This window comes from Streptomyces sp. CCM_MD2014 (assembly GCF_000772045.1).
In the GTDB taxonomy this organism is placed as follows: domain Bacteria; phylum Actinomycetota; class Actinomycetes; order Streptomycetales; family Streptomycetaceae; genus Streptomyces; species Streptomyces salinarius.
Window position 1 is genome coordinate 1 of sequence record NZ_CP009754.1, and the last position, 25,429, is coordinate 25,429.

Sequence of the window (25,429 nt, forward strand, 5' to 3'; positions counted from 1 at the left end):
AGACTGTGAACAGACCACATGGCTCCGCCCGGCAGGCGTGGTCGGGGCCTGGCCGTGCTCCGCGAGCAAGGGTGACGGGCTCTCAGGCGTGGGCGTGGCGGCGGGTGCTTGGCAGCTTGTGCGGGGCAGCGTGGTGCGCGGGCCGGCCCGTTGCGGGAACTGCGAGGCGGCGAAGGGCGAGGCTCGCGGTGACGAGCAGTACGGCGAAGACGGCCAGGAGGAGGACGGACACCCACATCTGCCGGCTCCCCGGGGCCTGCCAGCCCGTCCAGGCAGTCGTCCCCGTCCACAGCAGGATGGCCGCAGCGTAGAAGGAGCGGATACGGCGCAACTGCCGCACGGCCCGCAGGAACTGGATGCGTTCGGTCTTCGGTGCCATGCGGCACCGTGTACCCCCGATGCGTGATGCCCATCAGGTCGGACGGGATCTCGTGGAGGGATCTGTCGAGGGAGTCTCACAAGACTGCCTCTCAATGTGATGCAGCATGTAGCATTAGCGCAAAGTGGGGACACCCGGTAGCAGGTCATATCAGCCTCGATACTTAGCGCTGCAGCGGGCTGATGACCTGGATACCGGTCGAGCTGAGCGGCGGCGGTGGTCGCCGTGCTTGGGGAGGAGCGGGGTTGTGGGCTGGTACGTGCTGGTGGAGCGGGTCAGTTACGGGGAGTGTGAACTGGTGGACAAGATCGCCGTCGAAGGCGGAGAGGAGGCGGCTGTTGCGCGCGCCGAGGAGAACGCTCGTACACGTCGCCCGAGGTACGGCACTGACTCCAGCCGGTCCGGCCGATTGGTCTTCCGCACTTCACCGACGAGCTGGCTTGTGGAGTTGACCGTGTCGTCCTGGAGCAAGGGCGACAAGTCGCCGACCACGTCCAGGGAGCACTTGCACATCCGTGTGGCCGAACTCGTCCACGTACAGGAGTTGGTCCCTGCCGAGCCTCCGAAGAAGGGCCGCTTCGGCCGGTGAAAGCATCGCGCTTCCTCGCCCTCGCACCGGCGGAAACTCCAGGGAGTGCGCGTGCCGAATGATCGCGGGCCTTCGTCCCTCGGCTTGGACTCCACTTATGGCGACGCCTCGATCTACGTGGACGCGGAGGCTGCCCCGCGGGTCCTGGGCCGGCTTCGAGGCGCCCTCGGTCTCATCGAGGACGACGGTCCGGAGCTGACTGTCGGGCCGGTGCGCGTGTACGGCGAGCGCAATGACTATGCCGCAGGCCGGCGCGCCCATCCCTTCGACTTCCTTCAGTGGCCGACCGTGCTGGAGTGCGAGGCCCCCGAGGGGACGCCTGCCGAGGTGGTTCAGGCCGTCACGGCCGTGCTCGAAGCGCTGTGGCACGGTGGCTTCAAGGCCCTGGCCGCCTGCGACTTCGAGGACGAGCTGCCTGCACGCGGCGGGGCAGACAGGTATCCCCGCCCCGCTCCTGCCCCGACGGGAGCGGGGGCTCTTCGAGCACGTGGTGGAAGAACCTGATTTTGCCCGGAAAAAGGAAAGGTAGAAATCTGTGATCAGCCTCCGGGAACATCAGGTGACCCAGAAAAAGGCCATTCGGGAATGGGTCAAATTCTTTGCAAGATCTTCTGTTCTCGAGCAGGGGGCTCGGGGCACGCTGGTGTCCGCCACCGGATCCGGTAAGACGATCACGGCTGCCGCGAGCGCGCTGGAGTGCTTCCCGGGCGGGCGGATCCTCGTGACCGTGCCGACCCTGGACCTGCTCGTGCAGACCGCCCAGGCGTGGCGGGCGGTCGGGCATCGGGCGCCGATGGTGGCGGTGTGTTCGCTGGAGAACGACCCGGTGCTGGGCGCGCTGGGGGTGCGCAGCACCACGAATGCGATCCAGCTGGCGCTGTGGGCTGGAACCGGGCCGGTGGTCGTGTTCGCTACGTATGCCTCGCTGGTGGACCGTGAGGACTTCGACGACCCGATGGGCCAGGGGAAGGTTAGTGGGCCGCTGGAGGCCGCTCTGGCGGGCGGGGAGCGGCTGTATGGACAGCAGATGGACGGTTTCGCGCTCGCCATCATCGACGAAGCCCACTCAACCGCAGGTGATCTTGGTCGGCCGTGGGCGGCGATCCACGACAACCAGCGGATCCCCGCCGATTACCGGCTCTACCTCACCGCGACCCCGCGCATCCTCGCCGCGCCCCGCCCGCAGAAGGGCGCGGGCGGGATGGAGGTGGAGCTCGCGAGCATGGCCGACGACCCGGACGGCACCTTCGGGGCCTGGCTTCCCGGCGCCGAACTGGGGCTCTCGGAGGCGATCGAGCGGGGCATCCTCGCCGGGTTCGAGATCGACGTCCTCGAGATCCACGACCCCTCCCCCATCGTCGGGGAGTCAGAGGAGGCGCGGCGGGGCCGGCGCCTGGCGCTGCTGCAGACCGCACTTTTGGAGCACGCCGCGGCGTACAACCTGCGTACGGTCATGACGTTCCACCAGAAGGTCGAGGAGGCCGCGGCGTTCGCGGAGAAGCTGCCGGAGACGGCCGCCGAGCTGTACGCGCGCGATGCCTCCGGCGAGGACCTGGCGGCCGCGGAGAAGCTGCCCGCGTCGTCGATCGGCGCTGGGTTCTACGAGCTGGAAGCCGGCCGGCACGTGCCGCCGGAGCGGGTGTGGTCGGCGTGGCTGTGCGGCGACCACCTCGTCACCGAACGACGCGAAGCCCTCCGCCAGTTCGCCAACGGCATCGACGCAGAGGGCCGGCGCGTCCACCGGGCGTTCCTCGCCAGCTGCCGCGTCCTCGGCGAAGGCGTCGACATCACCGGCGAACGCGGCGTCGAGGCCATCTGCTTCGCCGACACCCGCGGCTCACAGGTCGAGATCGTCCAGAACATCGGCCGGGCACTCCGACTCAACCAGGACGGCTCCACGAAGATCGCACGGATCATCGTGCCCGTCTTCCTTCGGCCCGGCGAAGACCCCACCGACATGGTCGCCAGCGCCTCGTATGCCGGGCTGGTCGCTGTCGTCCAAGGCCTGCGCTCCCACGATGAACGACTCGTCGAGCAGCTCGCCTCCCGCGCGCTCACCAGCGGCAAACGCAAGACCCACATCCAGCGCGACACCGACGGGCGGATCATCGCAACCAGCGGCGGGGACGCCGGCGAGGACCAGGAGGGCGGCACCGACGGTGCGGTCGAGTCCGCATTGCTCCACTTCTCCAGCCCGCGCGACGCGGCCACGATCGCGGCGTTCCTGCGCACCCGCGTCTACCGGCCCGAATCCCTGGTCTGGCTGGAGGGCTACCAGGCGCTGCTGCGCTGGCGGAAGGAAAACGAGATCACCGGGCTGCACGCCGTTCCCTACGACACGGAGACCGGGGTCGGCGTCACAAAGGCCTTTCCGCTGGGGCGATGGGTGCACCAGCAGCGCAAAGCGCTACGGGCCGGGGAACTCGAACCGCGGCGCAAGAAGCTCCTCGACGCCCCCGAGGCAGGCATGGTCTGGGAGCCCAGCGAAGAAGCTTGGGAAACCAAGCTCGCCGTGCTCCGGTCCTACCGGCGCGCCACCGGACACCTCGCACCCCGCCAAGACGCGGTCTGGGGCGAGAGCGAGACCGAGGACCTCGTACCGATCGGGCAGTTTCTGGCGAACCTGCGTCGCAAGGGCGGCCTCGGCAAGAACCCCGAACGCGCGGAGACACGCGCCGCGCAGCTGACCGGGATCGACCCGGACTGGGACTGTCCCTGGCCACTGGGCTGGCAACGCCACTACCGCCACCTCACCCACCTCGCCGCCGATGAACCCGACGGAGTCCTGCCCGACATCGCACCCGGCGTACAGGTGGACGGCGACGACATCGGACGATGGCTCCATCGGCAACGCCGGAACTGGAGACTGCTGTCGAGCGAGCAGCAGGACCGGCTGACCAAGCTGGGCGTACAGCCCGCCCAGGAGCCGCCTCCCGCCCCAACGATCAAGGGCGCGGCAAAGGGGAGCAAGGCCCAGCAGGCTTTTCAGCGCGGACTGGCAGCCCTCACCCAGTGGGTCGAACGGGAAGGCTCTCACCGGCCCGTACCGCGTGGTCATGCCGAGGAGATCGTGATCGACGGCGGGGCGGAGCCAGTGACCGTGAAGCTGGGTGTGTGGGTCTCGAACACCAAATCGAGGCGGGACAAGCTCACCCAGGACCAGCTCGACGCATTGCGGAAGCTGGGCATCGACTGGATCTGACGGTCCTCGGCCAGGGCCCTCTCGTTTGGCATCGATCCGAGGTTGGGTCAGGGACGCGGGGGTGGTGTGGTGAGGTACGGCGCGAGTTGGGCTTCAAGATCTGCGATGTGTTTGTCCAGGAAGCGGTTGTTCTGGCGGGCGCTGGCTAGACGCTCTTGGAGGCGCTGGTTGTCCTGGGTGAGTTGTCGTACGTGCTGCTTCAGCGTGGTGTTCTCGGTGACGATCCGTTGAAGTGAGCCTTCGGGGAGATCGTGTTCGAGGTCGCGGATCTTGCCGAGGAGTTCTGCGATGCGGGTGCGCTGGGTGCGGATTTCGCGCTGGGTCTGGGTGAGTGCGTCTTCGGCGTTGAGGGCGCGCTCCCTCCAGGCGGGGTGTGTGCGGCTGCGGCTGCTGGAGGTGCCGGATTGGGGTCTGCTTGTGCGGGTGACCTGTTCGATCAGGGCTCTGGCCTGCTGGTTTTGGTAGAGAAAAGTGCGTGAGACACGGGCGGTACGGGCGAGGGCTGCGACGGTGACAGGCGTATGGTCGCGGACTGCGGCCGCCAGGGCGGTTTGGAGGCGTTGAAGCATCTCTTGGGTGGCTTGGCGGCGGGCTCGGACGGCCGCGTCTGTGCGGGAAGTGCTCATGCCTGTCCTGTGGCGTCGTCGGGGGCCTTCAGTGATGCGAGATCGCGGGCGCGGAAAGCGGTGCTCCAGGTGCGGTGGAAGTAGTCCTGGGGGCGCCGCAGGTCGAGGGTGAGGGCTTCGTCGAGGATGCCGAGGGCGGCCAGGGCCTGCTCGAGTCCTTTGATGGCCTTGGCGGTGGGTTCGAAGACGGTGTGGAGGTAGTCGGCGGTGGCATCGTCGGGGGCGTTCTCGGCGATGGATCGCCACTGTTCGGCTTTGCGTCGCCAGTAGAGGAGGTCTGCGGCGGAGAGGACGAAGTTGTCGCAGTTCTCGCAGTCGAGTTTCCAGGGGCAGGATCCGCCGTCGACGACGGGTTGGTAGGTGCAGAATCCGCCGTCGGCGGGGGTGCTGCGGCGGGAGAGGTCCAGGGCCAGGGCCAGGGCTGTCTCGCGGTTGATGGGGGTGGTGTCGCAGGAGAGGAGTTTGCCTGGGTTGGGGCGCCGGGCCCGGCTACCCAGATGGTGTTCAGGACGTCTTCGAGGTCGCTGTTGGTGATCTTCACGTAGTGCTCGGCCATGCGTTCGGAGAGCTGGCCGAGGTAGCGGCGGATGTGGGTGAGTGTGGCGCCGGCGCGCAGCAGGTTGGTAGCGAGGGTGTGGCGGGCTTGGTGGGCGACGTAGGCGCCGCCGAGGTCGAGGTCGGCGATCCAGGTCTTGAAGCGCTGGTTGAAGTGTCCGTAGGAGATCGGCTGTCGGCCGTTGGGGTTGCGGATGCGGGAGGGGAACAGGGCCAGGCCGGGGCGTTCAGCGGCTGCTGGGGTGCGGCCGTAGCGTTTTTCGAAGAGCTGGAGTGTCTTGGTGCGGCGGGTATCGAGGCGCTGGTAGATGGGCTCGGGGATGCGGATGCCCTCGTTGTAGTTGCCGACCTTGGTCTGGTCGTGCCACAGCATGGCCAGACCGCGGTAGCGGCCGATGCAGTCCAGCCGCAGTCCGACGACCTCGCTGCAGCGACGTCCGGTGGCGACGATGGTCTCCCAGATGTCCCGCAGGCCACGGTCGTTGAGGTCGAGTTCCTCCAGGCGGCGCAGGTTTGTCTCGTCGGTCAGCGCGCGGGCGACGTCGTCGCTGAAGGGCTGCGGGAACGCTGCTTGAGGCCGGTGCCGCCGAAGGGGATGGCGGTCAGGAAGCCGGTGTCGATGCCGAGGCGTTCGGCGTGGCCGGCGGTGATGGCGCTGTAGAGCAGCTTGCGGGCTTGGTTGAAGACGAATTGGCAGCTCAGGTCGGTGACGGTGGGGGATCGTCCGTCGACCAGGACCATGCCCAGGGGCGGCAGGCCGTGGCGGGCGCGGTGGCGCTGGTCGGCGACAAACCGCTCGGGTGCTCACGGCGCAGCACAGTGGGGTCGTGGCCGGCGTCGGGGGCGTCGGCTTGGAGGAAGGCGCCCAGTTCGACGGCGGCGCGGCGCATCTGGTCGAAGGGGCCTCTGGAGCGGGGGCACTGCGGGGGTCTGAGCCACTCGGCGAGGTGATCCAGAGCAGGTCACGCAGCCACCGCTGGGAAACGGCGGTGATGTCGAAGTTGCTCTGGGCGTTCTTGAAGCGTCGTCCGAAGTGATCGGTTTCCAGGAAGCCGGCGTCCTTGGTGTCTGAGGGGCTGTAGTAGACGCAGCGCAGGCCGTTGATGATCTCCCGGATGATCTTGCGGACTTCGGAGTCCATCTGCTTGCGGGTCAGGTCTTTGAAGTCGGCGTCGTGCAGGTCCATCAGGGACGTGATGCTGCCTCGCCAGCAGTATCTGACGAGATTCCTGATGCCGTTGGTGGTCCATTCGGAGTGTTGTGCGGACTGGGCGTGGGCATGCAGGCCCCACTGGATCTCGGCCCGCAGCAGCGCGGGCAGGCAGTGGAGGTTGACCAGCCCTGGCTGCGTGACCGGCTCCGCAGTGGCGCACCAGGCGCGGAATGCCTTCTCGTCGCCGTAGGTCACCGGGAGCGGCTGGCCGTCCTTGAGGGGGCCGCGTAAGTTCTGCGACCGGGCTGCCCCCGGACGGTTGTCGATCTTGTACCGGTTCAGGTGTTGGAGGCACAGGCCCAGTGAGGTGCAGGCCAGGAAGGGGCAGCGTGCCTGGCACAGGCCGTAGCCGGGCAGTGGGTGCTGGGTGCTGGGTGCGGGCCCATTGCTCGAACTGGTCTCGGTCCATGTCGGCGGCCTCGCCGTACTGCCACCTGGTCTGGTGTTGCTGGCACAGCCGGGTGGTGGGGTTGATCGCCGGGCGGTCGGGGCAGATCAGGCACCGGCCGTAGTCCACTCCCCGCGCGGCGGGCAGGGCGGTGGCCGCGTCCATGAAGGCGCGCTTGGTCTGCCCCGTCTGTTCGGCCTGCTCCCACTCCAGGTTGTGTGTGTTGCACAGGTTGTGGCTGATCCGGCGGATGCGCTTGCAGCCGTCAATGGCGCACTGCCAGGCGTAGACCGGGTGCTGGGGCGGGATGAAGATCAGCGTGTCGCGAAAGAGCGGGTCGAATGCGGGGGCCTCGATGAGGGCTGTGAGCAGTTCGAGCCGGTCACGGCCGATGCGGGTGGTGTCGGTGCGGCCGGGCAGCAGCGTCAGCGGGATCACGGCCGTGTCCCCCACACCTGCTCCAGCGCCGCGGTGAAGACCGGGTCGTGGACGTCCACGTGGCCGTAGACCTGCTCGACGGTCGCGGCCGAGGCCCAGCCGCCGGCCTCCCGTGCGATCACCGCATTGCCCCGTGCGGCGTCCAGCACTGCGGTGGCGAAGCTGTGCCGGAAGGCGTGCGGTACCACCCGGCCGATCTGACCACGGGCTGCGGCCCGGCGCAGCATGCCCCGGGCCGCAGCGGTGGTCCACGGCTGGCCTCGGGAGGGGCCGTGCAGGCTGACCAGGAGCATTCCGTGAGCAGTCTGGGCGGGGTACTGGGTGGTGATGTACTCGAAGTAGGTGTGGATCATCGCCGGCTCGCCCGGCGCACCGTACCCCCGCACACGGCGTTGTCCTGCCAGGTCCAGGGCGTCTTGGTCTTGACCCGGGCCCGGTTGGTGTTGTCCTCGCGGTGGCAGAGGTGCACGTGCGGCCCCCGGCATTGACCGCACGCGGCTTGCTCCCGCAGGTGCAGATTGACCAGGCGCAGCCCGCACAGCTCGCCGATCCGGAACCCACCGTCGGCCAGCCACGTGACCACCATCCGGTCCCGCGCGCACGAGGCCGCCCCCAGCAACAGATCCCGGGCACCCTCGGGCAACATCTTCGGATGCCGACGCACCCGCTCCGCGGGAGCCAGAGGGTTCGCGGGCATGCTGTGCAGGACGTGTCCGAGCATCGCCCGCCGCCGGTCCGCCCGCGTCGGCAAACGGGTAACGCGCAGTGCCTCCGCCAGTGCCGGGTTCACGCCGCGGGTGCCCAGGTGGAGGTAGAAGCCCTTCAGGCAGGCCGCCGCGGTCTTCAACGTGCTGTGTCCGTAGGGGCGCTTGCCTTCCCGCCACGGCAGACCGAACGGCCCCGGGTAATCCGCCCCGAGGGCCGCCATGTAGTGCCGTAGGTCCTCAAGCGACACCGACTCTGTGTCCAGGCCCGCGAACCGCAGCCACCGCAGATGATCCACCAGCACATACGCGTACGTCCGGTCCGTACCCGCCCGGCAGGTACGCAGGAACCCGTCCGCCTCCTCCACCACCGAGCAGTCCGCATCCACGACCGTGTAGCAGACCCGCCCGTCGGCACGGACGATCTCCTGCACTCGTAAGTCGCCCACCACCAGTCGGCTATCCATCATGTACCGCCCCCTCCGAACCGGGAACCACCCCGCCGGCGGCACCTTCCGGTCCCGAGTCCACACCCCTCCCCCACCCCCACGGACCACTCCACACGAACGTCCCACACACCCCGGCGACGGTTGGTAAAGTCCGTCACCCTCACACGCCAGAACGCCGCAGGAGCAATTTCGCTGCCGACGTCAGCGAGGACAGGCGTGCCCCTCCGCCCGGTGCCCCATCCACACCGCCACGTCGCACACCCGCAGCGCACTCACCGTCTCCGGCACCCCGGCGATCTTGCGCAGCGCGAGCAACTGGCGATGCAGGGCGCAGTCGTCCGCGCGCAGCTCGGCATGCAGCGCCAGCCAGAACGAGGGGCGCGGGCGGCCCAGAGCGCAGCGCACCACACGGTCGTAGACCGGCAACAACCGCGGACGCTTGCGAGCCAAGAGCTTGCCAGCGATGACCCTGTTAACTCCGCGCTGGGCGCAGAGGAGGTGCCAGGCCTGGTCCGCCGGCGAGCCCTCGACCAAGACGTCCGCTTCGGCGTCGACCATGTCGATGTCCCTGGGAATGGCGTGCAGCAGACCGGACAGCCGCACGCCGAGAGGGCCCTCCAGAAGATCCAACGCGACAGACGCCGGAACGGTCACCGACAACGTCTGCACCGCGACCAAGTCCTCCGCCGTGACCCGGTCGGCAACGTCCGGCCGGTCTCCCCCACCCGCCAGATGCTCGAACCGACTGCCGGTGAACACCACCGCGCCGGGCGGCAGGCCCATGCCGAAGTAATGCCGCAGGTCACCGACAACGCGCTCGGAACTCAGCAGTCCGTGCAGCCGCTGCCCCAACGGCGACGACGCCCCACCAGATACACCGGGCGCAGCGGTAGGAGAGGCCATGAGAACTCCGTCCTTCGTCGAGCTCGTGAGCGGGTGAGCAGCGCCAGAAGGTCCTGCCCGAGAAGCATCTGGTCAACGCTCTGCCGCAGCCACACCGGAGTTCCTCCACCAGCTGATGGCGGCCGGTGCCCCTGCGTGACCCACCGACCGGCTCGCCACAAGGCTTGAGGGGGTTGTACATCGGCTTGAGAGTGCCGCTGGCGGCTGGTCGGCATTACTCGTCGATGCGTTGAAGCTCGACAGCTTCTCGGTCGCCAGCGGCGGCGAGGCCGTCGACAACGCGGCGCCATCGGCTCAGAGCAGCGGTGCCAGGTAGCCCGGTTTCGCGGAGTTCGGTGAGCCAGCCGGTGACGTTCCAGCAGTGGTTGGCGAAGGCGTCATAGCGGCCGTCGATCACGTGTTCCAGCCATGGCAGGCCTGTCGCATACTGCCAGGTGGACGGGGTGGTGCGGGCGAAACGTGCCAACGTATCGGCGGCCTTGGCCTCGCCTCGGGCCCGGTCGAGCCATCGTTCGGTCGCGTCGCTGATGGCGCTGGGTGCGAGCCAGTCGCGGTTCGCGCGGTTGAGGGTGTCGTCGGGGTTGAGGTCGGAGGTGCGCAGTTGTGGAGTGGGAAGCAGTGCAGCAATGGCGTACTCAGCCCAGCGACTGTTGTCCGCTCGCAGGGTGGCGCCTGCGTCAAGAGCATCGAGCGTGGTGGTGAGGATCAGCGGCCACACTGCTGGGAGAAGTGCGCGAAGCGGGGCGTCGTAGGTAAAGAGGGTAGCGGCGTCGTGCAGTAGCTGTTGCAGGGCGTTGGCGTTGTCAGCGAACGTCCGCAAGTGCGTGGTGAGGGGTTCCGTACTGCCTGCGGCGGCGAGGGTGATGAGGGTGCGGACGACGAGTTCGCGCTCGGGGCTGTCGTATCCGGCGTAGCCCTCGGTCATCCAGTGGTCGGCGCCGTTGCGGTGCGCATCCATCAGGATCGGGAGGAGGAGGGTGGCCTGTTCGGCCAGGCAGGTGGTACTGCGGGCGGCGGCTGTGCAGGCGATCGGCATGGCAAGCCGGTTCACGAGCAGGTCGGTGGCCGGAACGGCGGGCAGAGTGTCGGAGTAGGGGGGCGGCAGGAACTCCGGCTGACGGTTTCCTGACCGCCAGGGGCCGAGGCGACAGCCTCCGAGGCCTGCTTGGACGGCGGCCCACAGGGGCTGGTGGCGCCGGCAGGGTGTGTCCGTGTCCTTGTCCGCTTCGCAGGGGGACTCCCACACGGGGGCGCAGCCAGCGGCGAAGAGGGTGCGGATGCCGTCTGGCAGCGCGGCCAGGGCGATGGTGTTCTGTTCGATGCGGTCCTGCGCGATGCCGAGGTGATCGAACTGGGCGAGGAGGAGAGAGGGGAGGGCGCGGGCGGCTGAGCCGGAGGCAGCCATCGGATATACCCAGCTGTCGTCGTCCCTGCTGCCGGGGGGCGCGGTCGTAGGGGTGGTGAGGAGCCTGTCGGCGGCCCATAGCAGGTCGTCGTCGGGGACGACCGCGAGCCCGCGAGCGTGGCTGACGACGGCGGCGGCCGCGACGGCGGTCGGAGCGTCTTGCGGATGCAGGGTGCCGAACAAGGGTGGATCGGAGGCGACCTTCCGCGCGAGCGCAAGATCAGCGAGAAGCGCATCGGCCTGCCACTTTTCGGGCCAGTTGTCGTAGTCGCCGTAGGTGTGCTGCAGGCGCAGCGCTTCACTGCCGGCTGCGACCTGGGCGGCGAGCGGAGCGAACTGCTCGGCGACTTCCGCGGGAGGCGTGTACTGCAGGACGACCATGTCGTTAGTCCGGTAGGCGGGATGGTTTTCCGACCGCAGCAGTGACGCCCACCCCTGGACCCTGGTGAGTTGCCCGTCGGAGTTGTCGCCGGCTTCGGCTCGCGCGGTAGCAACCAGTCGGTCGGCGACCTCGGCCAAAGCGTCCAGCCGTGCCTGATCTCCTGCGACCATGGCACGCTGAGTCAGATCAGCGGCAACTTCGCGCGGGGGCGTCGTGCGCCGGTCGGCACCGGCCACATCGTCCAGCGCCGGTCCCCGCACATGGAAGTGGCCCTCGGTAGTCGTCCTCGAGCTCTCCAGGCCCCACACTGCCGGCGAAGTGAGCCAGACATCCAGCAGATCCCCGGCGTCTTCGAGACGACGGACGAGCAGGCCGACGACCAGGCCGGCCATAGCGAGATTGTTGCAGCCGCGCAGCAGCAGACGCACGACCCTCTCGTAGGGCATACCCGCCGCGATAAGGCTGTCGGCAAGCTGCTCGACCGCCATCAAGGCGCTCATGCACGGGTAGGGGCCGACGGTCGAAGCGCGGTACCAGCCCCAGACATGGCTGTCGCCGACGAAGTGGCGAGGCCCGATGCCAGGGATGTCGAGGCTGATTCCCTCGAGCGGGGCATCCAGCTCGTCAAGGTTCGAGCTGAGCTGGTGGAGCGTGCGGACACGACGTTCCGCTGCATGGTCGAGCATCCGATTGATCATGTCGAGGGCGTCGCCGGGCAGGCTGTGCAGAAGCCAGTAGAACGGTCCGAAGTGCCAGGCGGCGAAGGGCGGGCCGAAGCCCGTGTGGCGGTGGCTGCGGATCCCCTCGTCGCGCAGTCCTCCGCCGCCCCAGCGGCTTCGCTTGGGCTGGTGGATGTAGTAGGCCTCGGTGAGGTCCAGGAGCAGTCGCGGATGAGTCCGGGCCATGAAGACGGCACCGAGCGACTCCACGGCGGCTGCCAGGTGGCTTGGGGCCTTGGCGGCTGTGTTCCGCAGCCACTGCTCGCTGGCTTCGTCGGTGTCGGGCCCCAGGGTGGCGAGTGCCTCGACCGCAAAGTCGTCGTAGCGTTCCGGGTGCGCGGCGAGGACGCGATCGCGGACCTGCTGGCGCAGCGGGTCGGGCCCCTGGGTGTCGCGGGCCATGCCGCGCAGCCATGCCAGCACGAGTTCGCGGATAGTCTTGCCCATCCCCCGGGGGTATGCATCGTTCTGTCCCAAGTCACGGTCGGTGCAGTAGGTCAGGGCGACCACCGGTGCAAGGGTGAACGGGTCTGCGACGGTGCTGGTGATGTAGCGCAGGTCGGCTAGGCGCAGCAGGGTTTTGAGGCCGCGGTGGTCATCGGCGGCGAGGTCGTCCCAGACGTTTTCGATCGCGGTCTGGGCGTTGCCGAGGGTGAGGAGTGCTTCCATCGGAACTTCCGTCCACCGCTCCCCCTCGTCCTCACCGAGCTGCCGGAATTCGCTGTGCAGTTCGCGCCAGGCGGCTGCTCGGTCCCCGGCGAGCAGCTTCGCCTGGCAGGCGAGTCGTACCGCGCGGATCGCCCAGCGGGGCGCTCCGGCCTTCCTCAAGGGCTCCCATCCTTCGATGAAGAACAGGCGACACAAGGCGAAGTCGCGCATTAGGTCGGTGGCGAACTCGTCGCCTGCGGCGAACGCGGGGTTGGCCGGGGGGCGCAGGACCGCGTCGGATCGCAGTCGCGGCAGTGACGCACCAGCGGCGGGTGGGCTGTCCGGCAGCTTGAGCGCGCGGCGGGCAACGGCGAGGACGGCCTGTTCCCGCTCGTCCGGTGACGCGCCTCCGGGAAGGTACTCCTCGCCGTTTCGGACGAGTCCGTTCCAGACGGCGACGAACACATCGGCTTCGGACAGCAGCGTGCTGGTCTCAGTGACGGTGCCGGCCCGCAGCAGGACATCGACCAGGCCCGGCCGACCGACCAGCCAATCGGCTCGCGTGTCGGCGCTGAAGCGGATCAAGGTGTGAAAGGTCTCGGCGAGCTGGCGACGCTCGTCGAGAGTGAGCCGTGATACGACGTGCTGGGCCACCGTTTCGGGGCGGTCAGCCTGCGTTGCGGCGGACTGCACAACCTCGCGCACCCGCGTGGCCCCGTCACTGCGGGTCACGGCAACCACTCCGAGCCCGGCCCTGAAAGCAGCAGTGGCGACGTCCCTCAGCAGATCACGGCGACCCTCCAGGACGGCTTCTGCACCATCGATCACGAGCAAACGAACCGCCCGGATCTCTCCCGCCGCGAACACATCCGTCAACGGGCGCCCGCCTAACTGGCTCTAACAAAAGCTGCTGATCATGAGACTGTCGGCCTCTCCGCTCGTAGGTCTGGGCATGGGAAACCGTCAGTCGCGGCCGTGGATCGTGTCGGATGAACTGTGGTCGCTGGTCGAGCCGTTGCTGCCGACGCCAGGTCCGAAGAAGGTCCAGGGCAGACCGCGGGTGCCGGACCGGCAGGCCCTGTGCGGAATCCTCTTCGTCCTGCACACCGGCATCCAGTGGGAGTACCTCCCTCAGGAACTCGGCTTCGGCTCGGGCATGACCTGCTGGCGGCGCCTTGCGTCCTGGAACGAGGCCGGCGTCTGGGACCAGCTCCACCAGCTGCTGCTGAACGAGCTGCGGTCGAAGGACCGGCTGGACTGGGAACGGGCGGTGATCGACTCCTCGCACGTGCGGGCTGCCCGACGGGGCCCAAAAGCGGACCGAGCCCGGTCGACCGCGCACGGCCGGGCAGCAAGCACCACCTCATCGTCGATGGTCAGGGCATCCCGCTCGCGGTATCGCTGACCGGCGGCAACCGCAATGACGTCACCCAGCTGCTGCCCCTCCTCGACAAGATCCCGCCCGTCGCGGGCCGGGTCGGCAGGCCCCGCCGGCGGCCGGACGCTCTGCTGGCCGACCGCGGCTACGACCACGACATCTACCGCCGCCAGCTCTGGCAGCGCGGCATCCGGCCCGTGATCGCCAGACGGGGCGAGCCACACGGCACCGGCCTGGGCATCTTCCGCTACGTCGTCGAGCGCACGATCGCCTGGCTCCACGGCTTCCGCCGCCTACGCATCCGCTGGGAACGACGCGACGACATCCACGAAGCATTCCTCGGCCTCGCCACCTGCCTGATCACCCACCGCCACGTCCAACGCCTTTGTTAGGACCTCTAAGAGGTGTTGGACCTGCACTACCGATTCGGGAAGGTCACGCAGGCTCAAGCAGGCCACTGCCGCGCCGTGTTCGGTGAGCTGCTGTGCGGTTCGGATCGTCAGAGCGGACTTCCCGACGTCGGGCTCCCCCGTTACCACCAGGCCCGAACCCGCCCGGCCGGTCTGATCCATCAAAACGGCGAGCCGCGCCCGCTCCTCGGTCCGGTCGAGTTCCAGCCTCACTTCGCCAGCCTGCAAATCCGGGCGGGTCCCCTCCCGGAGGCGATCCGCCATACCGTCCAGCATCGACCAGGCCTGCTGGTAGGAAAGGGTCCGGACCAGCGGGAAGCCGCTGAGTTCACGGCGCACCATCGTCCGGTCCAGGTCCGCGGCAGACGAAGCCCAGGCACCGGAGCGCTCCGCAAGGTGAGCGAAGACGCCGTCAGCCGCTGCCGTCGCTTCGTCAGCAACGATGCGCCGCAGCGCGGAGACGGCCGTGCTCCGGTCGGACTCATCCACGCCCTCCAATCGCATCTGCCGTACCCGCAACGCCATCAGCCAGCGCCACGTCAGCTCCTCGGCATCAACCTGCGACAAATCGTCCTGGTCCTTGACGGCAGCAACGACCAGGGCATCCAGATGCTTGAGACGTGTCCGCACGGCGGCCTTAGAGGTCCTAACAAAGGCGTTGGACGTGGCGGTGGGTGATCAGGCAGGTGGCGAGGCCGAGGAATGCTTCGTGGATGTCGTCGCGTCGTTCCCAGCGGATGCGTAGGCGGCGGAAGCCGTGGAGCCAGGCGATCGTGCGCTCGACGACGTAGCGGAAGATGCCCAGGCCGGTGCCGTGTGGCTCGCCCCGTCTGGCGATCACGGGCCGGATGCCGCGCTGCCAGAGCTGGCGGCGGTAGATGTCGTGGTCGTAGCCGCGGTCGGCCAGCAGAGCGTCCGGCCGCCGGCGGGGCCTGCCGACCCGGCCCGCGACGGGCGGGATCTTGTCGAGGAGGGGCAGCAGCTGGGTGACGTCATTGCGGTTGCCGCCGGTCAGCGATACCGCGAGCGGGATGCCCTGACCATCGACGATGAGGTGGTGCTTGCTGCCCGGCCGTGCGCGGTCGACCGGGCTCGGTCCGCTTTTGGGCCCCGTCGGGCAGCCCGCACGTGCGAGGAGTCGATCACCGCCCGTTCCCAGTCCAGCCGGTCCTTCGACCGCAGCTCGTTCAGCAGCAGCTGGTGGAGCTGGTCCCAGACGCCGGCCTCGTTCCAGGACGCAAGGCGCCGCCAGCAGGTCATGCCCGAGCCGAAGCCGAGTTCCTGAGGGAGGTACTCCCACTGGATGCCGGTGTGCAGGACGAAGAGGATTCCGCACAGGGCCTGCCGGTCCGGCACCCGCGGTCTGCCCTGGACCTTCTTCGGACCTGGCGTCGGCAGCAACGGCTCGACCAGCGACCACAGTTCATCCGACACGATCCACGGCCGCGACTGACGGTTTCCCATGCCCAGACCTACGAGCGGAGAGGCCGACAGTCTCATGATCAGCAGCTTTTGTTAGAGCCAGTTAGCCGCCCCGGGACGCTGCACAGCAGTGCGAAATCCGGCAGCAGAGGACACGGACCGCGCGATCCGGGCCAGCGCGTCGGTCTGCTGCACAGCCGTACTGGAGACGCCGACCGCGAGCGCCACCCGCCAGCGACCGGCCGCCACCTCATCCCAGTGTCCGGTAACCACCCGCAGGAAAGACCGCACCAGCGGGACCGACTTCTCATCGCTCGTGGTCAGGCTGGGATCCCGGCGTACCCCGATCGACACCCGCCGCACGAGGCCGTCACGGGTGCTCCCCTCCACTACGACGTCGTCGATCGGGCTGATGTAGCTGGCCTGAAGACGTACAGAATGCGGGACGACATCGTCACCGAGCTCGCTAATCGGATCCTCGGTCAGCAGGGCGGCAGCCAGCGTCGCCGCGTAACGGTGTTCGATCCAGACACCGCCCCCACCAGTGGAGTACGGAGAAGAGGCATCAGTCGTCATCGGCACGCCTGCCAGCTTACGAGCAGGCACTGACACCCCGACCGGCCGGCAGAACGCTCGCCGACTGCCCGGTGGGTCAGGCCGCTGATCACCCGGACGTCTGCAAGGGCGGTGAAGAAGCCCGTGACGGTGCGGACGGACCGCGGATCCGGCCATGGTCGCTCACCGGTCACGGTGCCGAATGCAAGAACGGCCGGGGAAGCGGGTAGGGCTGCGTGGTTGCGTCCAAGTGCCAGCCGGGCACCGCTGTTGCGGTCCCTGGCCTGCGGGACGGGATGTCCCCTCGCTTCCAGGGTGCGGCGCAGATGCTGGTAGAGGGCCGCGAGATCGAGCAGGGCCGGACCGCCCGGAATGCCGTGGTGCAGGGTGTCGAGCAGTGCGCCGGTGAAGGCGGTGCAGGTGTCCCCGACCGGCGCCAGGGCGGTCCGGGTCTCTGCGGCGGCCGCCAGGAGGAAGCTGCCCTCCACCGCGGCCTGGTCAGCGAGCCCGGGTGAGGCGCTCATCCTCCCCGGAGCCAGGCCGCTGCAGCAGCAGTCCAGAATCACGACGTGCCGCTCGGCACGGGAGTCAAGGAGGAGAACCTGGCGCAGCCAGTCATAGGGCAGGCTGGTCTCGATGCGCCCGTACTCGGTGTCCGGCAAGGCCAGGCTGAGCGCGTCCGCATCGACCGAGCCGTGCCCGGCAAAGTAGACGATCAATGTGTCGGTGGCTTCGGCAGCCGCCTGCCTCACTGCCCCCACCGCGCTCTGCCCGGCGGCCGGGCTCTCGACGACGCGGACATTCTGGGCGGGCAGGTGCAGGGACACCGGGCTGGTCAGGAGGCCGGCGAGGGCCCGTAGATTGTTCGAGACCGCCGGCAACTGCTCGAGGTGCCGGTAGCGGCTCGTGCCGATCAGGACCGCGCGCGACGCTCCCGGGTCGGGCAGCACACTCACCGGCCTGCCTCCCCGTCGCCGTCGAGGTGGTCAAGTGCCCGCGTCGCCTGCTGGATCTCCTGTTCGGAACAGTCGGTGAGAACGATGACCGTGTCCCCGCGGCGAATCTCCACCCGCGGCCGCTGCGGGCGCGTCTGCCGCCACGCCGCCACCGCCAGCACGAACGATGCCGCACTCCACCCATTGCCCGTCACCAACTGCAGGACATCAAGCGCCGTGCCCATGTCTCCCGGACCGGGGACACCGCCCCGCACGTATGCCGTCGCCGACCGGCGCGCCTCGGGATCCGCACGCAACCAGCCTTGCAGTGAACGCAGTTCCCCCGCAGACGGATCGACCCGCACCTCTAGCAGCACTGCGCCCACCCCGGCTCCCGCACCGATTCCAACGACGATGCAGACCTATCCCCCGCGATGGCTGGAGAATCCAGAACGCTCGCGCGGGCTGTCTCCGTACCGGCCCCGCAGCCGTGCCCAGTACGCGGCACGGTAAGGGGAATGCGGGCACTCAAGAAGAAGGCATCCCATCCGGCACGCTGCCTGAAGGCCGCGGTATGACGGTCGCGTTGCGGCGGGCGCGGCGCCGTCGCCCGGCCGGGCTGGGGCTGTCGTGCCCCCCCTCCTTGCAGCCCGGGCAGACCGTTGGCCGGCTGCGTGTACGGGCCGCACGAGGGACGCCTGTGTCCTGCGCCGGCGTGGGGCACCGTCGGCTGGCCGGCGTCGTGCCTGCCGTGTACGCCGGCCGCAGGGGTGTGCGGGACCACACGCGAAAGCCGGCGCCCGGGGGACGGGTGCCGGCTCGGTGCGGGCAGGCCACGCGCCAACGTGGGTTGTGCCGGGTGTCCCTGTCAGCATCGGTTGCAGCCAGTAGCAGTTCAAGGACGTTCGCGGCCGGCAGGACCGGCCTCGTGGTGTTGTGCGGCCCACCATCACTCATAGACAGGGACTGCGGCAAGCCGAGCGTGGACGCGAATGAACCATCCCGGCGGCCGGGCCCGTCCTGCGCCGCCGTCGTACGACACCAGTGCTGGTCAGAGGGGGACGCAGGAGCGGGGGGTGAGAACCGCTCTCTTGGACACCAGCGAACCAAAAAACTCCCATACCCCACATGTGGAATTTTACGGGCGCTGATCGCTCTGCGGGGAGCGGCCTCGTCCTGGAATGATGGAGATCTCCCCCGGCACAGCTGGTGACGCCAATCGCCGCTGTGCACACGGGGTTTGCAGCCAGTAGCAGTTTCGCGCCCGGCCCGCCGTCTTCTGGCGGCCGGGCATGCCGAGAGGACGTCATATGCCCACCGAGACCACCCCCGCAGTGCCCGTCCCCGCCGAGCCCGTGCGGACGGACCCTGCCTCCCGGTTCGGCGCGCCGCAGGCCTTCACCGCTGTGTCCTTCCCCGTCCTGGGCGGTGCCCTGCACGTGGCCGGGGTGCCGCTGCAGGACATCTTCGTCCTGCTGGGCGGCTGCGGTGCCCTGGGCGCGGCGGCGGTCGTGGCCGTCGGCGGCGGCCGCCGCCGTGCGGCGGCGCTGGCCGGTGCGGTGCTGCGCGCCGCCGCCGGAAAGTAGGAGGCCGCGATGGGACGCCGGGAGAATCCCGTCGACCACAGCCGGCCCGCCCGGGGCCGGCTGGCCGCATATCTGCGCCTGCGGCGGCAGTCGGCCGCCATGACCTACCGGGAACTGGCCCGTGCGACGGGGCTGTCGCCGGCCACGCTCAAGCGGGCGGCCTCGGGCACCGTGGTGCCCCGGCACACGACGGTCGAGGCCTACGTCGAGGGCTGCGGCGGCGGGGCGGCACAGGTGCAGTACGCCGGTGAGCTGTGGCGGCACGCGCGCATCGAGGAACGCGGCCGGCTGTCCGGGCTGCACGCCCCGCGGCCCGAACTCATCAGCGACGCCGCTGACCTGAGCCGGGCTCTGGAAGTGGTGTGGGAGCAGGCAGGGGCACCGAGTCTACGGGACATCCGGGACCGTTCGGGCAACCCGCTGGCCCTGCCCGTCAGCAGTGCCGCCCGCATCGTCAACCGTGACGCCATACCCGCCGACGAGCAGCAGCTGGAGGCGTTCCTTGCCGGCTGCGGCGTCCCGCCCGACAAGCACGCCGCCTGGACGGCCGCCTTCGCCAAGGCCACCACCGCCGCGCACGAGCTGCCGCAGGAACCGGCAGCTGCGGACCGCCCCGTCGAGCGGCGCCTGCTGCACATGGCGTCCGCCCACGCGGGCGGGCCGGGTACGCGGACCAACAGCCAGGCATGGAGGCGGCTGGTCGAACTGCTGCCGCCCGCCGCGCTGGATGAAGCCGTCGCGATCGGCATGCACAGCTACCTGGCGTCGCAAGCCTCCCTCAACGGCAAGAGCCCGCACGCTCCACTCGCCTGGCAGCCGGACCTCTTCACGACGCACGACGGCCAGTACGTGGCGGTCGAAGTGAAGACCCTCTCCAGCCGGGGCCGCGGCGGCCCCGCAGCCGGCGGGAGTGTGCACAAGCCCCGCACACCGGCCGGAGGAAGCCCTCCCACCGCCCGGGCCGCACAGGTCCAGGCGACGCGCCGCCAGCCGGCCACACACCGGCTGACGGCCGTCCGCTGACCTCCCCCGGACAGCACACGGACCGCATCAGGCGGTCAAAGGGGCCCCTGCTGGGCAGGGTTTCGCTGCGGTGAAACGCTGCCCAGCGGATGGGCACGAGCAGCCGGGCGGGCGCGCGGGCCTCGGCAGCCCGGGGCTCTCGCTCCGCAGGCCGGGGCCTGGCTGTTACAGGTCGAACTCGAGGTGCTCGATGTCCGTGAAGCGGACTTCTCTTCCAGGGAGCAGGCGCGGCGGCCGCCGTCCTGGAAGTACACGTCTTTGAGGGCTTCGGCCGCGATCTCGCGCAGGCGGGCGCCGCTGACGCCGGCTTCACGGGCGCCGAAGAGCTGGGCGGCGTAGTGCGGGGGCAGGGTGACGGTCAGGTGGCGGACGCGGTCCTGGTCGGTGGATCCGATGGGTGCGGTGCAGCCCAGGCGGGCGCGGGTGTCGATGACGATGCCGTCGGTGGTTGCCGCCCGGTGCCGAGCCCGGGCACGGATCTGCAGCTGCCACCGCTGGGTCACCTCGCGCTCCTGGCGGGCGGCGACACCGGGGCGGGGCTGAGTGATCTGGTTCTTGACGTAGCGTTCGACGGTGCGCTGGACAATTCGCAGCAACTGGGCCACCGCGCGGGTGCCTTTGCGGTTTCTGACGAGGTAGCGCATCTGCGCGGGCGCGGTCTCGAGTACGGGGCGGGCGAACGCCTTGTGCACGGCGTCCAGGCCGTCCGCGAACATGCTCATCGGCCGTCTGCTCCCTACTCGCCGTGGCCGGTGTCGGTGACGGTGCCGTCCTTGATGTACCGGGCGAGGTTGAGGTCGGGGGCGTCGTAGCGGTCGCGGACCTCTTCGCCCCACGGGACACTCCGGGCGCCCCCGTGTTGACCAGGCCGGGGTTGATGCCGAGTTTGAAACCGCCGGGAAGCGGCTTGCCACAGCGGCGCAAGCCGGCCGGTATCCGGCCAGCCGCAGCCCGGCAGGGTGCGGCGCAGCGGGGGCGAGAGTGCAGAACTCTCACTGACACCGGCGCCCCCGCCCGACACCTGGATACCGGGCGCATCCCAACAACCCCCGGTTGCACTGATGTTGCGGTTACCGGCCGGTTCTGCTGCGCGGCAGGTCAGGTATGGCGTTGTGCGGAATACGTGATCACCGACAGCAGCCAGGAGGCCGCATCGTCCGCGGTACCCGAGGCCAGGTGCCGCATCCCCGAGCCGCACAGCACGCATGGTGCTGTGCGACACGAAGGCGCTCTAGTGCTGCGACCGGATTGGTTCACCGGGTCGGCGGTACTGTCCGCGCATGCATCAGTTCCCATGCACTTTGGAAGCCCTCGTTGTGCGCACCGATCTCTCCGCAGACAGTGCTTGGGACGCTCTGCGGGCGGCGCTGCGCTCGCCCAGCAGGGACGGCTTCTTGGCCAACGTCGCACTTGCCGATGACCGGAGATACGAGGGCTAGACGCCCGAGTCGGCCCTCGGCCTCATCCCGGCGGAGTATCAGCATCCACTTCTTGTCCTTGCAGACCCTGTAGCTGTCGCCTCGCCTGACTTGCCGCTTCTCGTAGTGATCTGCGGCGTGAGCGTGGGCGGTGTGTCCGCGTTGTGGCAGCCGAGCTGTGGAGCATCGAGAACAACCTCTCGGAGGCGAACATGGACTTCGAGGAGTTCGCCGGCGCCGTCGACGACGACGGCGTTTTCCGCGGCTTCTGAGTCACTGGCCGCCAGGCGGTGTTCAGGCTGCGGGTGCGAGGGAGCGCCCGCCCCAGCGGATGCCCTTTTCGCTGCGGATGCGGGCGCGATCTCTGCGCTGGGCTGCAAGGACGTCGGGGTGACGGGCATTGGTATTGCGCCAGCACAGGTATCGGTGCAGGGCCCGGGTTTGCGCGGGGTCGCTGCGATGGTTCGAGCTGGCCAGGGTGAACTGCCGCAGCGGGCCGAAGTGGGCCTCAATCGGGTCGGCCCAGCAGGCGTAGGTCGGAGTGAAGCACAGCTCGACCTTTCTCTTCTCCGCCCAGCGGCAGATGTCCACTCCGGTATGGGCGGAGAGATCATCCAGGATGATGTAGATCGGGGCGCCGTCGGGTCTGGCGGCGCGGATCGACGTCAGGGCGGCCAGGGTGTTGGCAGTGCCCTTTCCGCGACGGTTGACGCCCCACAGACGGTCGTCGCCGACGGAGTAGCAGCCGTGGAAGTAGGTGACGCCGTGGGTGCGGCGGTAGGTTGCCGGCAGGCGGGCGGGCTTGCCCTGCTTCGCCCAGCAGGAGCCTGCGATGGGTCTGATCCCCAGGGGCCCAAACTCGTCGAAGGCGAACACCCGGTCCGGGAAGCGGTCCAGCACGCGCTCGATGCGGTCAAGCCTGGCGGCACGTTCGGGGCCGGGCGACTCCTTCCATGTCTCGGTGCGCTGGAAGGTGATACCGCAGCGCAGCAGCAGGCACCGTAAAGCCTCCCGGCCGATGCGGATGACGCGTCCGTGTACGCGGCGCAGGTAGGCGGCGCGTTTACAAAGCGACCAGCGGGTGAAGGGCTGGCCGAGCTTGGTGGGGCGGGTGGTGGCCGTCTGGACGACGTACTCCTCGTCGTCACGACTGAGCAGGCGGGGACGGCCTCCCGCCCATCAAGGGTCCAGACAGGCCAAACCGATCTCGATGAACCGGTGGATCACATCCCGGACGGTGTCCTCGTCGGCCTGGACCAGCTGGGCGATCACCAGGACGCGGATTCCGCCGACGGACACCAGCAGCATCATCACCCCCCGGTAGCGCACCGAACTGGTACTGCCCCGCCGCACGATCTGCTGCAGCTTCTGCCCCTCCTGGTCCGTCAGTCTACGCACCCGCACAGGCTGCGCCACCACACCTCCAACGGTCGGAACGAACGTCACCACCCATCCAACCGCCCCGATCACCAACCCGGCGAACCTTCCCGGCCAGAACACTAGATGATGGGCGGGCGGCCCAGGCGGGTCATCCGTGCCACCGTCGCCCACCGCATCGGCCGCCGCTGACCGCCCGACTCCCGGACACCCTCGGCGAAGCCGCCCGCCCAGGCACGCCATCCGTCCCACGACCGTGTGCGCACCACCGTCAGCGCAGCCCACACCCCGAGATAGACCGGGACCAGGGGTGCGGGCAGATGCCGCTTGGCCAGCCACACCCGGTTGCGGGCCGTCATCCGGTAGTAGACCGCGTGCCGGGCCGGTGACGTCCAGGGGTGCTGCAGCAGCAGCGACGGCTCGTACACCACCCGCCAGCCGTCATCCAGCGCCCGCCACGCCAGATCGGTCTCCTCATGTGCGAAGAAGAACTGCTCGGGCCAGCCGCCGATCCGCTCCAGCATCCGCATCGACAGCCCGTGCCCGCCGCCCAGGAACGTCGTCACTTCCCCGGCCCGCATCGGGTCCTTCGACCGCAGGCGCGGCACATGCCGGCGCTGCGTACGTCCCCGCTCGTCAGCGATCCGGAACGACACGATCCCCAGCCGCTCATCCGCCTCGTACATCGAGGCCAGCTTCGCGCACACGCCGGTGTCCACGAGCAGCCCGTCGTCGTCCAGGTCAACGACGACATCCACGTCCCCGCATGCCCGCAGATGCTCGATGGCCACGTTCCGGCCCCCGGACACCCCGAGGTTCTCCTCCAGCTCGACTCCGTCCACGCCCACGGGCAGCTCCGGCAGCGGGCTGCCGTTGCCCACCACCACGATCCGCGTGGCCGGCAGCGTTTGCCCAGCCACCGACTTCAGCAGCGCCTTCAGCTCGACAGGCCGGTTGCCCATGGTCAGGACCGCGATCCCCAGGCGTGGACGACTCACAGGTGAACTCCGATCGACTTCCGATCGACGCAGCCTAGCGGCCCGCCACCGCTTCACGACGACACGGACAGGAGACCATCGCGTGACGACACCGCACTTCCTCTCTCTCGGCAACTACCTCACCCACCCGGCCGACCCCGCCCTCGCCTCCACCGCATACGCCCGCCCGGCCTCCAGCGACCTCGCCGCATGGCTGACCCAGTGGCCCGACCTCCACGCCCAGGCCCTCAAGACCCTCGCCCGCCGCATCCATCCCACCGCCCGGATCCACCCCACCGCGATCATCGGCGACGACGTCATCATCGGCCCGACGTCAAGGTCTGGGAGTTCACCACCGTCCTCGGCCACCGCATCGGCCTCAACCGCACCCTTGTCAGCGACCAGGCCCACCTTTCCGCCGACGTCATGGCAGCAGCGCTCCACCTCACCACCGACATGACACACCCCAGCCGCGACACCTTCCTCCGGCTGCCCGACGGCATCTACCCCTGCCGCACCCCGCGTTTCGGCGCCCTCATCGGCGACCGCGTCCAGACCGGCAGCCGCATCACCCTCGGCCCCGGAACCGCCATCGGCCGCGGCTGCCTCATCCACTCCCACACCGCCGTCAGCCCGACCGTGGTCGTACCCGACCACCACACCATCACCCCCACCGACCGCCCCACCCACCACACACGCATCCGGCGCACCTGACCGGCCGGGACTACCCAACTCTCCCGGTGCTGCAACACCACGAGGGGCGGGGCCCGGGCCGGGGCGTGCTGCACGCGCCGGACTGCGAAGAGGCACCCGAGGGTGCCGCTGCTCGATGTGCAGCGGGTCCTGGACGTCGCGGAGAACCCGGGGACGCGGCTGTGCACGCTGTGCGGGTGCGCTCAGGACCTGACGCCGCTGCTGAGCGGCTTCGACCACATCACCGACTCCTGACTTGCCCCGCTGTGGGCCGTACGGGTGACTGCGCTGGTCAACAGGGGTGCAAGGGACGGACTATGAGGGCTATGAGCACAGACGAGCCTGATGTTCCGTCGACCGACTTCCAGCCGGGTGATTCCCTCACCGGCTCCGCCTGGCCGGGCATCCTGGGCGCGGCCTTGCCCGTCGCCACTGCGGTCACGGTCGCCGGGCGGGTGGCGAAGGCACACATCGAGCAGCGCGGCGAGACGGAGCGGACGGCCATCGAACAGCGTGGCGAAACGCAGCGCGCGGTCATCGCTGCCGAGGTCGAACGTGAGCGGATCCGCCAGCCTCAGCTTCCGGCCGGCGACGGCGACGCCGCCTGAACGCTCCGGACCCTCGGGACCCGGCGGACCCGCCGGACCTGCGGCCACCGCTACTCGGTGGTGTGCTCAGGGTCCGGCAGTTGGAGCGGGAAGTGGCGCTCAAGGATCTCCACCCACCGGTGCAGGACTACAAAGCCGGTGGTGCCGGCCTGCGCCTGGACCAACTCGAGTTCGACACCGACTTCATCGCCGAGTTCGCCTCGGTGGCAACGAGGGAGAACCTGTCCAAGGACGTGCTGCGGCCGCCTGCTGCTGGTGTTGTTGGGGCTGGGCACCAGCATGGGCATCAAGCGGGTCGTGGCGACCGGCAAGCACGGCGAGTCCGAGGCGACGCTGCGCCGGGTGCGACACCTGTTCATCAACCTGTGCCGGTGGGACCAGGCACCGCCAAGCCTTCGGGCGAGGTTTCGTGGTGACCCGGCAGCCCTATTACCGGGCCACCTCCGA

The 25,429-nt window shown here is 69.2% G+C and carries 25 protein-coding genes and 4 pseudogenes; 13 read left to right on the plus strand and 16 right to left on the minus strand.

The genetic code is table 11. The features are described 5' to 3' along the window. Positions 1 to 82 precede the first annotated feature (82 nt). On the minus strand, positions 83 to 379 hold the full coding sequence (locus tag NI25_RS00005; protein ID WP_061440421.1) for a hypothetical protein: 297 nt from the start codon (positions 377 to 379) through the stop codon (positions 83 to 85). A gap of 247 nt (positions 380 to 626) precedes the next feature. Between NI25_RS00005 and NI25_RS00010 the strand changes: the two genes are divergently transcribed. The 3 genes from NI25_RS00010 (at position 627) to NI25_RS00020 (ending at position 4,170) form a co-directional block, all read left to right on the plus strand. Next, on the plus strand, positions 627 to 968 hold the full coding sequence (locus tag NI25_RS00010; protein ID WP_061440422.1) for a hypothetical protein: 342 nt from the start codon (positions 627 to 629) through the stop codon (positions 966 to 968). Between the two features lie 84 nt (positions 969 to 1,052). Further along, positions 1,053 to 1,472: a hypothetical protein gene (locus NI25_RS00015; protein ID WP_148315096.1), complete on the plus strand. Its 420-nt coding sequence runs from the start codon at positions 1,053 to 1,055 to the stop codon at positions 1,470 to 1,472. Positions 1,473 to 1,503: 31 nt separating this feature from the next. Next, positions 1,504 to 4,170 carry a DEAD/DEAH box helicase gene (locus NI25_RS00020; RefSeq protein WP_078884460.1) on the plus strand — a complete coding sequence of 889 codons (2,667 nt, stop codon included), beginning with the start codon at positions 1,504 to 1,506 and terminating at the stop codon, positions 4,168 to 4,170. 47 nt (positions 4,171 to 4,217) lie between these two features. On the opposite strand, the gene NI25_RS00025 is transcribed toward NI25_RS00020, so the two are convergent. From NI25_RS00025 to NI25_RS39330, 6 genes are all read right to left on the minus strand, one after another. Further along, complete coding sequence (locus NI25_RS00025; RefSeq protein WP_061440424.1) at positions 4,218 to 4,796, minus strand: DUF6262 family protein; 579 nt, start codon at positions 4,794 to 4,796, stop codon at positions 4,218 to 4,220. A 28-nt stretch (positions 4,797 to 4,824) separates the two neighbouring features. Further along, positions 4,825 to 6,759: a tyrosine-type recombinase/integrase gene (locus NI25_RS39860; protein ID WP_233520657.1), complete on the minus strand. Its 1,935-nt coding sequence runs from the start codon at positions 6,757 to 6,759 to the stop codon at positions 4,825 to 4,827. 627 nt (positions 6,760 to 7,386) lie between these two features. Continuing rightward, positions 7,387 to 7,743 (minus strand): tyrosine-type recombinase/integrase, encoded by a 357-nt coding sequence (locus tag NI25_RS39865; RefSeq protein WP_233520658.1) that lies wholly within the window; start codon positions 7,741 to 7,743, stop codon positions 7,387 to 7,389. After that, positions 7,740 to 8,564, minus strand: coding sequence for a hypothetical protein (locus NI25_RS00050; protein WP_233520659.1), 825 nt, complete (start codon positions 8,562 to 8,564; stop codon positions 7,740 to 7,742). The genes NI25_RS39865 and NI25_RS00050 overlap by 4 nt, the downstream gene beginning before the upstream one ends. 180 nt (positions 8,565 to 8,744) lie before the next feature. Beyond that, positions 8,745 to 9,395: a DUF6308 family protein gene (locus NI25_RS00055; protein WP_233520660.1), complete on the minus strand. Its 651-nt coding sequence runs from the start codon at positions 9,393 to 9,395 to the stop codon at positions 8,745 to 8,747. Between the two features lie 265 nt (positions 9,396 to 9,660). After that, positions 9,661 to 13,476: a hypothetical protein gene (locus NI25_RS39330; protein WP_158508425.1), complete on the minus strand. Its 3,816-nt coding sequence runs from the start codon at positions 13,474 to 13,476 to the stop codon at positions 9,661 to 9,663. A gap of 76 nt (positions 13,477 to 13,552) precedes the next feature. Here NI25_RS39330 and NI25_RS37070 point away from each other — a divergent pair. Further along, positions 13,553 to 14,370 (plus strand): IS5 family transposase gene (locus NI25_RS37070; protein WP_420710689.1). Its coding sequence is split into 2 segments (ribosomal slippage): positions 13,553 to 13,916 and positions 13,916 to 14,370, totalling 819 coding nucleotides; the frame shifts between segments, so codons are not numbered across the junction. Here NI25_RS37070 and NI25_RS39205 read toward each other — a convergent pair. The 5 genes and pseudogenes from NI25_RS39205 to NI25_RS00090 form a co-directional block, all read right to left on the minus strand. After that, positions 14,272 to 15,018, minus strand: a complete 747-nt coding sequence (locus NI25_RS39205) for a hypothetical protein (protein WP_061440432.1) — start codon at positions 15,016 to 15,018, stop codon at positions 14,272 to 14,274. The genes NI25_RS37070 and NI25_RS39205 overlap by 99 nt on opposite strands. 16 nt (positions 15,019 to 15,034) lie before the next feature. Then, a pseudogene (locus NI25_RS37075) lies at positions 15,035 to 15,888 on the minus strand (IS5 family transposase). A 15-nt stretch (positions 15,889 to 15,903) separates the two neighbouring features. Next, positions 15,904 to 16,392: a hypothetical protein gene (locus NI25_RS00080; RefSeq protein ID WP_061440433.1), complete on the minus strand. Its 489-nt coding sequence runs from the start codon at positions 16,390 to 16,392 to the stop codon at positions 15,904 to 15,906. Beyond that, positions 16,383 to 17,321, minus strand: coding sequence for a caspase family protein (locus tag NI25_RS00085; protein WP_078884461.1), 939 nt, complete (start codon positions 17,319 to 17,321; stop codon positions 16,383 to 16,385). Before NI25_RS00085 ends, NI25_RS00080 begins: the two co-directional genes overlap by 10 nt. Next, positions 17,318 to 17,686, minus strand: a complete 369-nt coding sequence (locus tag NI25_RS00090; RefSeq protein WP_233520662.1) for an effector-associated constant component EACC1 — start codon at positions 17,684 to 17,686, stop codon at positions 17,318 to 17,320. The genes NI25_RS00085 and NI25_RS00090 overlap by 4 nt, the downstream gene beginning before the upstream one ends. Positions 17,687 to 18,610: 924 nt before the next feature. Here NI25_RS00090 and NI25_RS00095 point away from each other — a divergent pair. Together NI25_RS00095 and NI25_RS00100 are read left to right on the plus strand one after the other, a co-directional pair. Further along, entirely contained in the window at positions 18,611 to 18,886 is a 276-nt protein-coding gene (locus tag NI25_RS00095) for a hypothetical protein (RefSeq protein WP_061440434.1), read from the plus strand. Positions 18,887 to 18,895: 9 nt separating this feature from the next. After that, complete coding sequence (locus tag NI25_RS00100) at positions 18,896 to 19,909, plus strand: helix-turn-helix domain-containing protein (protein WP_061440435.1); 1,014 nt, start codon at positions 18,896 to 18,898, stop codon at positions 19,907 to 19,909. A 165-nt stretch (positions 19,910 to 20,074) separates the two neighbouring features. On the opposite strand, the pseudogene tpg reads toward NI25_RS00100, so the two are convergent. Together tpg and NI25_RS40680 are read right to left on the minus strand one after the other, a co-directional pair. Then, positions 20,075 to 20,631, minus strand: a pseudogene (gene tpg / locus NI25_RS00105) (telomere-protecting terminal protein Tpg). 14 nt (positions 20,632 to 20,645) lie between these two features. Further along, positions 20,646 to 20,827: pseudogene (locus NI25_RS40680) on the minus strand (hypothetical protein); the annotation flags it as partial. Positions 20,828 to 21,189: 362 nt separating this feature from the next. Here NI25_RS40680 and NI25_RS40685 point away from each other — a divergent pair. After that, positions 21,190 to 21,348, plus strand: a complete 159-nt coding sequence (locus NI25_RS40685) for a DUF6924 domain-containing protein (protein ID WP_404054559.1) — start codon at positions 21,190 to 21,192, stop codon at positions 21,346 to 21,348. 110 nt (positions 21,349 to 21,458) lie between these two features. Next, positions 21,459 to 21,599, plus strand: a complete 141-nt coding sequence (locus NI25_RS40690) for a DUF6924 domain-containing protein (protein ID WP_404965563.1) — start codon at positions 21,459 to 21,461, stop codon at positions 21,597 to 21,599. A gap of 22 nt (positions 21,600 to 21,621) precedes the next feature. Here the strand turns inward: NI25_RS40690 and NI25_RS00110 are convergent. Then, positions 21,622 to 22,743 (minus strand): annotated as a pseudogene (locus tag NI25_RS00110) (IS630 family transposase). 83 nt (positions 22,744 to 22,826) lie between these two features. Beyond that, positions 22,827 to 23,702 carry a glycosyltransferase family 2 protein gene (locus NI25_RS00115; protein ID WP_061440436.1) on the minus strand — a complete coding sequence of 292 codons (876 nt, stop codon included), beginning with the start codon at positions 23,700 to 23,702 and terminating at the stop codon, positions 22,827 to 22,829. An 82-nt stretch (positions 23,703 to 23,784) separates the two neighbouring features. Between NI25_RS00115 and NI25_RS39870 the strand changes: the two genes are divergently transcribed. The 5 genes from NI25_RS39870 (at position 23,785) to NI25_RS39210 (ending at position 25,398) form a co-directional block, all read left to right on the plus strand. Continuing rightward, positions 23,785 to 24,141, plus strand: a complete 357-nt coding sequence (locus tag NI25_RS39870; protein ID WP_233520663.1) for a hypothetical protein — start codon at positions 23,785 to 23,787, stop codon at positions 24,139 to 24,141. Continuing rightward, complete coding sequence (locus NI25_RS39875) at positions 24,108 to 24,395, plus strand: hypothetical protein (protein WP_233520664.1); 288 nt, start codon at positions 24,108 to 24,110, stop codon at positions 24,393 to 24,395. Before NI25_RS39870 ends, NI25_RS39875 begins: the two co-directional genes overlap by 34 nt. 102 nt (positions 24,396 to 24,497) lie before the next feature. Next, a complete protein-coding gene (locus NI25_RS00125; protein WP_404055105.1) occupies positions 24,498 to 24,629 on the plus strand; it encodes a hypothetical protein in 132 nt (43 codons plus the stop codon). A 71-nt stretch (positions 24,630 to 24,700) separates the two neighbouring features. Further along, complete coding sequence (locus tag NI25_RS00130; protein WP_061440437.1) at positions 24,701 to 24,982, plus strand: hypothetical protein; 282 nt, start codon at positions 24,701 to 24,703, stop codon at positions 24,980 to 24,982. Between the two features lie 92 nt (positions 24,983 to 25,074). Next, on the plus strand, positions 25,075 to 25,398 hold the full coding sequence (locus NI25_RS39210) for a hypothetical protein (RefSeq protein WP_148315097.1): 324 nt from the start codon (positions 25,075 to 25,077) through the stop codon (positions 25,396 to 25,398). The last annotated feature ends 31 nt before the right edge of the window (positions 25,399 to 25,429 follow it).